Source organism: Massilia eurypsychrophila (assembly GCF_002760655.1).
GTDB lineage: Bacteria > Pseudomonadota > Gammaproteobacteria > Burkholderiales > Burkholderiaceae_D > JAFCUW01.
This window is the reverse complement of the sequence record NZ_PDOC01000005.1, coordinates 230,993-242,289: the sequence shown is the minus strand read 5'-3', so window position 1 is coordinate 242,289 and position 11,297 is coordinate 230,993. Positions and strand designations below refer to the sequence as shown.

13 protein-coding genes are annotated in these 11,297 nt (G+C 63.9%); 10 read left to right on the top strand and 3 right to left on the bottom strand.

All coding sequences use genetic code 11. The features are described from left to right. The first annotated feature begins 26 nt into the window (after positions 1-26). The 5 genes from CR105_RS11310 to CR105_RS11290 all read left to right on the top strand — a co-directional run bounded on the left by CR105_RS11310 (position 27) and on the right by CR105_RS11290 (position 5,392). Positions 27-1,205 (top strand): acetyl-CoA C-acyltransferase, encoded by a 1,179-nt coding sequence (locus CR105_RS11310; protein ID WP_099788546.1) that lies wholly within the window; start codon positions 27-29, stop codon positions 1,203-1,205. A 149-nt stretch (positions 1,206-1,354) separates the two neighbouring features. Beyond that, positions 1,355-3,208: an acyl-CoA dehydrogenase gene (locus CR105_RS11305; RefSeq protein WP_099788545.1), complete on the top strand. Its 1,854-nt coding sequence runs from the start codon at positions 1,355-1,357 to the stop codon at positions 3,206-3,208. 12 nt (positions 3,209-3,220) lie between these two features. Beyond that, on the top strand, positions 3,221-3,523 hold the full coding sequence (locus tag CR105_RS11300; protein ID WP_099788544.1) for a Dabb family protein: 303 nt from the start codon (positions 3,221-3,223) through the stop codon (positions 3,521-3,523). A 172-nt stretch (positions 3,524-3,695) separates the two neighbouring features. After that, entirely contained in the window at positions 3,696-4,478 is a 783-nt protein-coding gene (locus CR105_RS11295) for an SDR family oxidoreductase (protein WP_099788543.1), read from the top strand. 11 nt (positions 4,479-4,489) lie between these two features. Further along, entirely contained in the window at positions 4,490-5,392 is a 903-nt protein-coding gene (locus CR105_RS11290) for an SDR family oxidoreductase (RefSeq protein ID WP_099788542.1), read from the top strand. A gap of 44 nt (positions 5,393-5,436) precedes the next feature. On the opposite strand, the gene CR105_RS11285 is transcribed toward CR105_RS11290, so the two are convergent. Genes CR105_RS11285 through ygfZ form a run of 3 tightly spaced genes read right to left on the bottom strand, consistent with a single transcriptional unit; the run spans position 5,437 to position 7,514 of the window. Next, positions 5,437-6,177: an NRDE family protein gene (locus CR105_RS11285; RefSeq protein WP_099788541.1), complete on the bottom strand. Its 741-nt coding sequence runs from the start codon at positions 6,175-6,177 to the stop codon at positions 5,437-5,439. Next, positions 6,168-6,458 (bottom strand): DUF4936 family protein, encoded by a 291-nt coding sequence (locus CR105_RS11280; protein ID WP_099788540.1) that lies wholly within the window; start codon positions 6,456-6,458, stop codon positions 6,168-6,170. Before CR105_RS11280 ends, CR105_RS11285 begins: the two co-directional genes overlap by 10 nt. A 3-nt stretch (positions 6,459-6,461) precedes the next feature. After that, positions 6,462-7,514, bottom strand: coding sequence for a CAF17-like 4Fe-4S cluster assembly/insertion protein YgfZ (gene ygfZ / locus CR105_RS11275; RefSeq protein WP_099788539.1), 1,053 nt, complete (start codon positions 7,512-7,514; stop codon positions 6,462-6,464). Between the two features lie 101 nt (positions 7,515-7,615). Here ygfZ and mltG point away from each other — a divergent pair, with 101 nt between their 5' ends. The 5 genes from mltG (at position 7,616) to CR105_RS11250 (ending at position 11,292) form a co-directional block, all read left to right on the top strand. Beyond that, positions 7,616-8,602 (top strand): endolytic transglycosylase MltG, encoded by a 987-nt coding sequence (mltG, locus tag CR105_RS11270; protein WP_099788538.1) that lies wholly within the window; start codon positions 7,616-7,618, stop codon positions 8,600-8,602. Between the two features lie 14 nt (positions 8,603-8,616). Next, entirely contained in the window at positions 8,617-9,246 is a 630-nt protein-coding gene (tmk, locus tag CR105_RS11265) for a dTMP kinase (RefSeq protein WP_099788537.1), read from the top strand. A gap of 85 nt (positions 9,247-9,331) precedes the next feature. Then, entirely contained in the window at positions 9,332-10,369 is a 1,038-nt protein-coding gene (locus CR105_RS11260) for a DNA polymerase III subunit delta' (protein WP_099788536.1), read from the top strand. 10 nt (positions 10,370-10,379) lie between these two features. Further along, entirely contained in the window at positions 10,380-10,757 is a 378-nt protein-coding gene (locus CR105_RS11255; RefSeq protein WP_099788535.1) for a PilZ domain-containing protein, read from the top strand. Between the two features lie 16 nt (positions 10,758-10,773). Next, positions 10,774-11,292, top strand: a complete 519-nt coding sequence (locus CR105_RS11250; protein ID WP_099788534.1) for a GNAT family N-acetyltransferase — start codon at positions 10,774-10,776, stop codon at positions 11,290-11,292. Positions 11,293-11,297: the final 5 nt, after the last annotated feature.

Genomic DNA, 11,297 nt, shown 5'->3' with positions numbered 1-11,297 from the left:
CACATTTACCTACTCAGGAGATCTCCATGCTAGATGCAGTCATCGTATCGACCGCCCGTACCGCCTTGGCCAAATCGTGGAAAGGCGCGTTCAACATGACGCACGGCGCCACTCTGGGCGGCCATGCGCTGCAGGCGGCGATCGCGCGCGCCGGCATCGAAGCTGGCGAGGTCGAGGATGTCATCATCGGTTGCGCCAATCCGGAAGGGGCCACCGGCGCCAACATCGCGCGCCAGATCGCGCTGCGCGCCGGCTGCCCGGTCAGCACCGGCGGCATGACGATCAACCGGTTTTGCTCGTCGGGCCTGCAGACGATCGCCACCGCGGCGCAGCGCATCATTGCCGGCGAGGGCGATATCTACGCCGCCGGCGGCGTCGAGTCGATCTCGTGCGTGCAGCAGGAAATGAACCGCCACATGCTGGCCGATCCGTGGCTGATGGAGCACAAGCCGGAAATCTACTGGCCGATGCTGCAAACGGCCGAGACGGTGGCCAAGCGCTACAAGGTCAGCCGCGAGCGCCAGGACGAATACGGCGTGCAGAGCCAGCAGCGCGCCGCCGCCGCCCAGGCTGCCGGGCTCTTCGACGCCGAAATCGTGCCGATGACCACCACCATGGGCGTGGCCGACAAGGCCAGCGGCATGTTGCTGACGCGCGAAGTGACGATTTCGGCCGACGAAGGCATTCGCGCCGACACCACGCTCGAGGCGGTCTCGAAGATCCGCTCGGCGGTGCCTGGCGGCGTGATCAGCGCCGGCAATGCCAGCCAGTTTTCCGATGGTGCCTCGGTGGCGATCGTGATGAGCGCGCAGACGGCGCAAGCGAAGGGCCTGCAGCCGCTCGGCATTTTCCGCGGCTTCGCGGTGGCCGGCTGCGAGCCTGACGAAATGGGCATCGGCCCGGTCTACGCCGTGCCGAAGCTGCTGAAAAAGGCCGGCCTGTCGGTGTCCGACATCGGCCTGTGGGAATTGAACGAGGCATTCGCGGTGCAGGTGCTGTATTGCGCCGACACGCTCGGCATCCCGATGGATCGCCTCAACGTCAATGGCGGCGCGATCGCCGTCGGCCACCCGTACGGCGTGTCCGGCGCGCGGCTGGTCGGCCACGCGCTGATCGAGGGCAAGCGCCGCGGCGTGAAGTACGTCGTCGTCACGATGTGCATCGGCGGCGGCCAGGGCGCCGCCGGCCTGTTCGAAGTGGTCTGAGACGGGTCCGACCCGGGTGTTTCAGTTCAGGGGCTGACCCCGGTTCGCAGTGGCAAGCTCAACCGGGGTCCGCCCCTCAAACGAACAACCAGGGTCAGACCCCTTTGCTCCCCCCCTTGATCCGTCGAGCACGTTCCAGGAATCCGTCCATGCAATCAAAAATCCTCTCGCGCCGCGACCTCGACTTTTTGCTGTTCGAATGGCTCGACGTCGAATCGCTGACTACCCGCAAGCGTTTTGAAGACCACAGCCGCGAGACCTTCAGCGCCGCGCTCGACACCGCCGAGCAAGTTGCCACCGACCTGTTCGCGCCGCATAACAAGAAGAGCGACAATAACGAACCGCACTTCGACGGCACCACCGTCACCATCATCCCGGAAGTGAAGACCGCGCTCGACGCTTTCGCCGCTGCCGGCCTCTTGGCGGCCGGCCAGGACTACGAATTCGACGGCATGCAGTTGCCATCGGTGATGGAAAAGGCGACCGTCGCCTGGTTCACCGCCGCCAACGTTGCCACCTCGGCCTACATCTTCCTGACCGTCGCCAACGCCAACACCTTGCTCAAGTGCGCCACCCCGCGCCAGGTCGAGCAGTATGTGCGGCCGATGTTCGCCGGCCAGTTTTTCGGCACGATGTGCTTGTCGGAACCGCAGGCCGGATCGAGCTTGTCGGACATCACCACCCGCGCCGAGCCGGATCCCGTGGACGGCGCCGACGGCGAGCGCCAGTACCGGCTGACAGGCAACAAGATGTGGATTTCCGCCGGCGAGCACGATCTCGCCGGCAACATCGTGCACCTGGTGCTGGCCAAGATACCCGGCCCGGATGGCCGTCCAATTGCCGGCGTCAAGGGCATTTCGCTGTTCATCGTGCCGAAGTTCGTGCTCGACGAGAACGGTGCACCGGGCGAGCACAACGACGTCGTCCTGGCTGGCCTGAACCACAAGATGGGCAACCGCGGCACCACCAATTGCCTGCTCAACTTCGGCGAGGGCAAGTACAAGCCGCACGGCAAGGCCGGCGCGATCGGCTACCTGGTCGGCAATGTGCACCAGGGCCTGGCCAACATGTTCCATATGATGAACGAGGCGCGCATCGGCGTCGGCCTCGGCGCAGCCGTGCTCGGCGTCACCGGTTACCTGCATGCGCTCGACTACGCGCGCAACCGTCCCCAGGGGCGCCATCCAGCGGAGAAAGATCCGGTCAAGCCACAGGTGGCGATCATCGGCCACACCGACGTGCGGCGCATGTTGCTGGCGCAGAAAGCGTATGCCGAAGGGGCGCTAGCCCTGGTGTTGTACTGCGCGCGGCTGGTCGACGAGCAACGCAGCGCCGAGTCGGACGAGGCGCGCCGCCACGCCGGCCAGCTGCTCGATTTCCTGACGCCGATTGCCAAATCGTGGCCGTCACAATGGTGCGTTGAGGCAAACAGCCTGGCGATCCAGGTGCATGGCGGCTACGGTTACACGCGCGAGTACAACGTCGAACAGTTCTACCGCGACAACCGCCTGAACGCGATCCACGAAGGCACGCACGGCATCCACGGGCTCGACCTGCTGGGGCGCAAGGTGTCGATCCAGGATGGCGCGCTGTTCCGCGCCGTCAGCGCCGAGATCGGCAAGACGATCAGCAACGCGCGCGAGCACGGCGCCTCGGCCGAACTGCAAGCGTATGCCGACGAGCTCGATGCAATCTGGCAGCGCGTTGCCACCGTGACCGCTGCGCTGTATGCCGCCGGCGACATGAACAAGACCTTGGCCAACGCCAGCGTCTACCTGGAGGCGGTCGGCCACGCCGTGGTCGCCTGGATCTGGCTCGAGCAGGCAATGCTGGCCGAACGCCAGCTCACTAGCGCGGCCGATACCGACCAGGATTTCTACCGCGGCAAGCTGCAAGCGTGCCGCTACTTCTTCAAATGGGAACTGCCGAAGGTCGGACCGCAACTCGCCCTTCTGGCCAGCATCGACACCACCACGCTCGACATGCAGGACGCGTGGTTCTAACCAGGAACAGCAATGATCAAGCACATCGTCATGTGGAAACTGAAGGATTTCGCCGAGGGCGCCGACCGCGCCACCAACGCCGCGAAGATGAAAGAAAAGCTCGAAGCGTGCGCCGCGCTGGTGCCGGGCACGCTGAAGTTCGAGGTCGCGCTGGCCCAGCCTGGCCTTGAAGCGACCTACGACATCGTTCTGTATTCGGCGTTCGACAGCAAGGGCGCGCTCGACGCCTATGCCGACCATCCGACCCACCAGGCGCTCAAACCGTTCATCGGCGCTGTGCGCGAGTCGCGCCAGTGCATGGATTACCACATCTAACCATCGTAACCATCGGGGTCAGTGCCGGCAATCGTACACGGCCTCAACAACCCCACCGGGGTCAGTGCCGGCAATCGTACACGGCCTCAACGGTAGCCGGCTGAGCTCGTGTGCGTTTGCCGGCACTGACCCCAGGGGTGACTAACACCAATTAATTAGGAGACAACAGAAAATGCGTACTTCCCAGGAATTGTTTTCACTTGCCGGCAAGACGGCACTGGTTACCGGCGGCTCGCGCGGGCTCGGCTTGCAGATGGCGGAGGCGCTCGGCGAACAGGGCGCGCGCATCGTGCTGTCGGCACGCAAGCAGTCCGAGCTCGATGAGGCCGTCGCCCACCTGAAGGCGCGCGGCGTCGACGCGTCCGCCATCGCCGCGGACCTGTCGAAAGACGACCAGGTGCAGCCGCTGGTGGACGAAGCGATGAAGCGACTCGGCCAGATCGACATCCTGATCAACAACGCCGGCGCCAGCTGGGGCGCGCCGGCCGAAGACTATCCGGTCGAGGCGTGGGACAAGGTGATGAACCTGAACATCCGCAGCATTTTCCTGGTGGCGCAGGCGGTCGGCAAGGCGTCGATGATTCCACGTAAGTACGGTCGCATCATCAATATTTCGTCAATCGCTGGCCTGGCGGGCAACCCGCCGGGCCCGATGAAAACGCTGGCCTACAACACGTCGAAAGGCGCGGTGATCAACTTCACCCGCACCCTGGCGGGCGAGTGGGGCGCCTACGGCATCACCGTCAACTCGATCGCACCGGGCTTTTTCCCATCGAAGATGACGCACGGCCTGCTCGCTGCGGTCGGCGCCGACAACATGGCCAAAGAGGCGCCGCTGAACCGCCTTGGCGACGGCGAGGACCTGAAGGGCGCGACCGTGCTGTTCGCTTCCGATGCCGGCAAACACATCACCGGCCAGACGCTGGCGATCGACGGCGGCGTTTCCGCGGTCTGACAAGGGCAACGATGAAAAACTTTAACGACAAGGTCGCCGTCATCACCGGCGGCGCGAGCGGACTGGGCCGTGAATTCGCCAACCAGGCAGCCGAGCGCGGCATGAAAGTGGTCCTGGCCGACGTGCAGCAGGACGCGCTCGACCAGGCCCGCAGCGAACTGGAGGCGCGCGGCGTCCAGGTGCTGGCGATGTTGTGCGACGTGCGCAAAGGCGAGCAGGTGCAGGCGCTGGCGGACGCGACGATGGAACGCTTCGGCGCCGTGCATCTGGTGTTCAATAACGCCGGCGTCGGTTCGGGCGGCTTAATCTGGGAAAACTCGGAGGCGGACTGGGAGTGGGTGCTGGGCGTCAACGTCTGGGGCGTGATTCATGGCGTGCGCATCTTCACGCGGCTGATGCTCGACTGCGCCGCGCGCGATCCGTCCTTCGAGGGGCACATCGTCAACACGGCGTCGATGGCCGGCCTGCTCAATGCGCCGACAATGGGCGTCTACAACGTCTCCAAGCACGCGGTGGTGTCGCTGTCGGAGTCGCTGTACCACGACCTGCAACTGGTGGAGGCGCCGATCGGCGCCTCGGTGCTGTGCCCGTACTTTGTGCCGACCGGCATCAGCCAGTCGCATCGCAACCGGCCGCGCGACGTCAAGATGACGGCCGGGCCGACCGCCAGCCAGATGGCGGCGCAGGCGATGACGCAGAAGGCGGTGGAATCGGGCAAGGTATCGGCGGCGGACGTGGCGCAAATCACGTTCGAGGCGATCGGCGCCGGCCAGTTCTACATCTACTCGCACCCTGGAGCGCTGGGCAACGTTGCCGAGCGGATGGACGAGATCATACACCAGCGCAATCCGAGCGATCCGTACAAGTCAGCGCCGCACATCCGCGACATGCTGCGCGCCAAGATGAAGCAGTAAGTTTTATCCACCGCGCGAGCGGCGCCGGCTAGCCGATTGCGGGGCTACTGAAGCACGCGCTCGTGCAGCTCGGCCGGCGCGTGGGCGTACAACTTCACCACCGTCGACGTGCGCGTGCCGTAGCCCGGCGTCTCGATGCACACGGCCGACAGCACGCGCTCGAGGTCGATCTCGATGCCGGTGTCGGGCAGCCGCACATCCGGCGCGCGGGTCGTGTCGGCCAGCATCTCGAAGTAGGCGTCTTCCGGCGCGCCCTGGCACAGCAGGCTGGCGAACTGCGCCTTGGTGCGCGTGACCTTCGGCCATGGCGAATCGAGCAAACCGTTTGAAATGCCGTAGATGCCCGGCTCCAGCGCCTTGCCGTTGCGCTCGTCGCCGTCGCCGCGGTTGGAGAACCAGTACAGGCTGTTGCGGTCGCCCAGCACGAGGTTGAAGCCGTTATACGCGCCGGCGCCCTCGGCAATGCGCGCGATGTAGTCGGGCGCCGACAACTCGCCGGCGAGAAAATCGGCCACCAGCGCGCCGCGCGAGGGCGCATCGAGCCGGCGTTCCTGTGGCCCGCGGATATTGGTCAGCGCGGCAAAGCGCGGTCCGCCTGCGCCTTCGTCCTCGGTGATGCCCATCCAGCTGCCGCCACCCTTGAGGTCGCGGCCGGCATATACCTGCGGGTGCTCGGGCCAGTTGCAGGCGGCACTGGCGGGCCGGTCATAAAACTCGTCGCGGTTGGCGGCGGCGATCAGCGGCGCGCCAGGCACAACCTGCCACGCAAAAACAATCAAGCACATGGGTGTAAATCCGTAAAAATTTCGATGTGGCGTTTGCCGGCAATCAGTTCAGGCAGCGCGGCGTCCTGCACCGCAGCGGCCAGCGCGGTATCGAAGCCGGCTGGTGTGGCGGGATAAATCTCCATCCACGTCTGCAAGCCGTCGGCCGCTTCCGGGCGCCGCTTGAGCTGGCCATTGACGCCGCGTTCGCCCGCGAGCCGCGCCTGCATCGCGCGCACGCGCAGTTCCAGCGCCGCGGCGTGCTCTTCAGTCACCTGATAATAGATGTACAGGTCATTCATGGTTCAGACCTCGATGGCGTCGAGCGGGTAGGGCATCGGCTTGAAAACCAGCGGCGCACCGTCGGCCGAACCGAGCCGGATGTTGCCTTCTTCCAGCGCCGCCAGCTTCAATTCCACCAGCGCATCGACGCCGCCGGCGCCATTCGGCGCGGCATTGACGATCATGCCGCACGGCTGGTCCGGGTCGCCGAGGGCGAACACCTCGTCGCCGGCCTTCGCCTCGGCATTGTCGATCGTTACCAGCGCGGCGCGCCGCTTGAGCTTGCCCAGATACTGGCTTCGGGCGACGATTTCCTGGCCCGGATAGCAGCCTTTCTTGAAATTGACGCCGCCGAGCAGCTCGAAGTTGATCATCTGGGGTACGAATTGCTCCTGTGTCGCAACGGTAATCTGCGGCACGCCGGCGTGGATCGCCGATAGCTCCCACGCCTGGCTGCCGCCCAGCGCGAGCGTGGCTCGCAGCGCCGGCAAGATCGTGGCGGCTATGCCGGACGGCAGCAGCCACTGGTAGCGTGGCATCCCGAACACGTCGGCCACGCGGATCAAGGTGCCCAGCGGGTTATCGACCTTGCTGTAAGGATGGTCAGGCAAGGTGCCGATATGCTGTTGCAAAGCAGCTTGCGCTGCGGCGCCGCCGAGGCCCAGCATGACCACGCCGGCGCCGCCATCGGCCAGGTTTGCCTTGGCGCGCAGCACGAACATCGACAGGCGTTTTTGCAGCGCCGGTTGCAGTTCGCGCGGCAGTTGCAGGTAGATCGATTCAGCGTTGCGCCACATCATGAAAGTGGCCTGCAGCCGGCCCTTTGGCGTGCAATAGCCGGCCAGCCGCGCTTCGTCGGCGCCGAGGTGTTCGACATCGTTGGTCAGCTGGTTATGCAGGAAACTCGCGGCGTCCGCGCCGGTCACAGAGATGAGACCCTGGTCGCCAATTACGGCCACGAAGCCGGCGGCAAGTTCGCCTACGTTCAATGCATGACCAAAATGTGCCGGTTGCAAGGTATCATCCGGGCTGACGCGCGCGCCTTGGGACAGCAGATAGTCGTTCCAGTTATCCATAAATTCCCAATAGTTTCTGTTTAAAGCATTATCATTACGGGTTCATTATAGAGATGTCGAGAAATTCCCGCCGGACTCCCCGCAAAACCAAAAGAGTGAGAATGGGCTTCATAAAAAAAACTATCATCGCCGGCACTATCGTCTCCGTCGCTGCCGTCGGCGCTTTTGCATGGTGGGCAAAGCAGCCGATCTCGACACAGGAAGCGCCGATCCCGTTCACAGTGCTCGCCGGCAGCGGCGTCAGCGCGGCCTCGCAGCAAATCGCCGCGGCCGGCGTGCCGGTCAACCCGGTATTGTTCTCGCTGCTGGCGCGGGTGACGCAGAAAAGTTCGCGCATCAAGGCCGGCAGCTATGAGCTCAAGAGCGGCACGACGCCGCGCCGCCTGATCGACCAGCTCGTGCGCGGCGAATTCGCGCAGGAGTCGCTGACCATCATCGAAGGCTGGACCTTCAAGCAGATGCGCCAGGCCATCGCCGGCAACAAAGGCCTCAAGCACGAAACGGCAGGGTTGTCGGACAAGGATCTGATGGCAAAGATCTCGCCTGAGTACAAGGCGCCGGAGGGCTTGTTCTTTCCCGACACCTACCTGTTCGCCAAGGGCTCGAGCGACATGCATATCTACAAGCAGGCGCACACGACGATGATGGCGCACCTGAAGACGGCGTGGGAAAAGCGCGATCCGAGCCTGCCGTACGCCAATCCGTACCAGGCGCTGGTGATGGCCTCGATCGTCGAAAAGGAGACCGGGCAGAAGTCCGAGCGCGCGCTGATTGCCGGCGTGTTCGTCAACCGCCTCAAGCTCGGTATGCTGCTGCAGACCGACCCGACCGTCATCTACGGCATGGGCGACAAGTACGAAGGCAAGATCCGCAAGAAGGACTTGGAAACCGATACGCCGTTCAACACGTACACGCGGCCCGGCTTGCCGCCGACACCGATCGCCTTGCCTGGCGTGGAGTCGCTGCAGGCGGCGATGGGACCGGCCAAGACCGATGCGCTGTATTTCGTCTCGCGCGGTGACGGCACCAGCAAATTTTCCGGCAACCTGACCGACCATAACCGGGCAGTGAACCAATATCAACGATAAGCGCAGCAGCCTTCATGACCCAGGATAGCACCGCAGTACCAGGCAAGTTCATCAGCTTTGAGGGCATCGACGGCGCCGGCAAATCGACCCACATCGCCTTCGTTGCCGACTTGTTGCGCGCGCGCGGCAAGTCGGTCGTGTCCTCGCGCGAGCCGGGCGGCACCGCCGTCGGCGAAAAGCTGCGCGACATGCTGCTGCACGAAAAGATGCACCTCGAAACCGAGGCGCTGCTGATGTTCGCCAGCCGCCGCGAACACATGGCGCAAGTCATTGAACCGGCGCTGGCGCGCGGCGACTGGGTCATTTCCGACCGCTTCACCGATGCCAGCTTTGCCTACCAGGGCGGCGGCCGCGGGCTCAACCGTGCCAAGATGGAAGCGCTGGAGCAATGGGTGCACCCGCACCTGCAGCCGGCGCTGACGTTGCTGTTCGACGTCCCGCTCGACGTTGCCCGCGCCCGTCTCGACGCCACCCGCACGCTCGACAAGTTCGAGCAGGAGAAGGTCGACTTCTTCGCCGCCTGCCGCACAGAATACTTACGCCGCGCCGCTCAGTTCCCTGAGCGCATCGTCGTGGTCGACTCCACCAAAAGCATCGAAGAGACCCGCGCGACATTAACTGGCATACTTGAGAAACTACTTTAAGTTTCCGTCAAGTGGACGTAGACACGCATACACGTGGTTAAAGTAATCTCTCACCTCAACAACAGCTCGCAAGCGCCTGAATTTAATGAGTAATTCGATCTATCCCTGGCAATCCGAAGCTTGGCGACAGCTGCAGGAAATGCGCGAACGCTTGCCGCACGCGATCCTGTTCCATGGCGAAGCCGGCACCGGCAAGGCCCGCTTCATCGAAGCGTTCGCGCAATCGCTGCTGTGCGAAAACGTCCAGCCCGATGGCTTCGCCTGTGGCGCCTGCATCTCATGCGGCTGGTTCACCCAGCACAACCATCCCGACTACCGCCGTGTGCGTCCGGAAGCGCTGGAAGACGAGCCGCCTGAAGCCGAGGAGGGCACCGACGCCGATACCGGCAAGAAGTCCAAGGCGACCAAGGCGCCGTCGAAAGAGATCAAGATCGAACAGATCCGGCAGCTGTCCGACTTCATGAACATCTCGACGCACCGCCAGGGCCTGCGCGTGGTTGTACTGTACCCGGCCGAAACGCTGAACCTGCATGCCTCGAACGCTTTGCTCAAGACGCTGGAGGAGCCGCCGCCGGGCACCGTGTTCCTGGTGTCATCGAACAGCCTGGACCGGCTGCTGCCGACCATCTTGTCGCGCTGCCGCAAGTTTGCGCTGCCGATGCCCGACAACGCCGCCGCGCTCGGCTGGCTCAAGGAGCAAGGCCTGGCCGACGCCGACAGCTGGCTGCGCGAGCAGGGCGGGGCACCGCTGTCCGCACTGGCGCAATCGGAAGCGGGCAACCGCGAAGACCTCGAAACGCTGCTGCAGTTGCTGGCCCGTCCGAACATCGAGGGCGCCCTGAAAATCGCCGACAAGTTGAGCAAAGCGCCGTTGAGTATGCTAGTTTCTTGGCAGCAACGCTGGCTATACGACCTGTTTTCGTTCAAACTATCGGGCAACATCAGGTATTACCCCCGCTACAAGAAGGAACTTGCGGCGCTGGCTGGCTCGGTGCACACTGCTAAACTGTTGCAAGCAATCAAGAGTACGAACGAGCGCCGCGCGACCGCAGACCATCCGCTGTCGCCGAAATTATTTGTAGAAGCAATGCTGCTTGATTACACTGCATGCTGTACCCCCTGAGAGGAATTGAATGACCGGCAATCCCACCGACCCGAGTGCCCCGACGATTCCTCGGCCATCGGTGTTGTCGCTTGCCATCAAGGAAAAAGCGGCACTCTACGCGGCCTACATGCCCTTCCTCAAGAATGGCGGCATGTTCGTGCCCACCGCCAAGCCCTACAAGATTGGCGACGAGATCTACCTGATCCTGGCGCTGATGGAGGACCTCAACAAATATCCGATCGCCGGCAAGGTGGCATGGATCACGCCGCCGGCGGCCAACAACAACAAGGCGCAGGGCATCGGCGTGCATTTCCCCGACGACGAAACCGGCCAGCGCGCCAAGCTGCGCATCGAAGAAATCCTCGGCGCCGCGCTGCGTTCGTCGCGCGCCACCCACACTCTTTAATCTACCAAGCTGCTTCATGCCGTCCTATACCCATCGCCTCGCCCATCCCGCAGACCTGCCCGTCATTGTCGACATCTACAACTCCACCATCGCCTCGCGCGAAGTGACCGCCGATACCGAGCCGGTCAGCGTGGAATCGCGCGAGAAATGGTTTTCCGACCATAATCCCGACCGCCGGCCGCTGTGGGTCATTCATGCCGCCGACGACACCGATGCCGAGCCGGCAGTGATTGGCTGGATGTCGTACTCCAATTTTTACGGCCGGCCGGCCTATTCCGGCACCGCCGAGCTGTCGATCTACATCGCCGAGGCCTGGCGCGGCAAGGGCATCGGCCGCTATTGCCTGGAGCAGGCGATCGCCTTCGCTCCGAATATCGACGTGCACACCTTGCTCGGTTTCATCTTCGGCCACAACGAAGCGAGCCTGGCGCTGTTCCGCAAATACGGCTTCGACACCTGGGCGAACCTGCCGCGGGTGGCCAACCTGGACGGCATCGAGCGCGACCTGATCATCCTCGGCAAGCGCGTCGCCTAGCATCC

Excerpts from the sequence above, each read along its gene's own strand:
- CR105_RS11305 (WP_099788545.1), top strand. The coding sequence starts at position 1,355 with ATGCAATCAAAAATCCTCTCGCGCCGCGACCTCGACTTTTTGCTGTTC.
- CR105_RS11290 (WP_099788542.1), top strand. The coding sequence starts at position 4,490 with ATGAAAAACTTTAACGACAAGGTCGCCGTCATCACCGGCGGCGCGAGC.
- CR105_RS11300 (WP_099788544.1), top strand. The coding sequence starts at position 3,221 with ATGATCAAGCACATCGTCATGTGGAAACTGAAGGATTTCGCCGAGGGC.
- CR105_RS11295 (WP_099788543.1), top strand. The coding sequence starts at position 3,696 with ATGCGTACTTCCCAGGAATTGTTTTCACTTGCCGGCAAGACGGCACTG.
- CR105_RS11280 (WP_099788540.1), bottom strand. The coding sequence starts at position 6,458 with ATGAATGACCTGTACATCTATTATCAGGTGACTGAAGAGCACGCCGCG.
- tmk (WP_099788537.1), top strand. The coding sequence starts at position 8,617 with ATGACCCAGGATAGCACCGCAGTACCAGGCAAGTTCATCAGCTTTGAG.
- CR105_RS11250 (WP_099788534.1), top strand. The coding sequence starts at position 10,774 with ATGCCGTCCTATACCCATCGCCTCGCCCATCCCGCAGACCTGCCCGTC.
- mltG (WP_099788538.1), top strand. The coding sequence starts at position 7,616 with ATGGGCTTCATAAAAAAAACTATCATCGCCGGCACTATCGTCTCCGTC.
- CR105_RS11285 (WP_099788541.1), bottom strand. The coding sequence starts at position 6,177 with ATGTGCTTGATTGTTTTTGCGTGGCAGGTTGTGCCTGGCGCGCCGCTG.
- CR105_RS11310 (WP_099788546.1), top strand. The coding sequence starts at position 27 with ATGCTAGATGCAGTCATCGTATCGACCGCCCGTACCGCCTTGGCCAAA.
- CR105_RS11260 (WP_099788536.1), top strand. The coding sequence starts at position 9,332 with ATGAGTAATTCGATCTATCCCTGGCAATCCGAAGCTTGGCGACAGCTG.
- CR105_RS11255 (WP_099788535.1), top strand. The coding sequence starts at position 10,380 with ATGACCGGCAATCCCACCGACCCGAGTGCCCCGACGATTCCTCGGCCA.
- ygfZ (WP_099788539.1), bottom strand. The coding sequence starts at position 7,514 with ATGGATAACTGGAACGACTATCTGCTGTCCCAAGGCGCGCGCGTCAGC.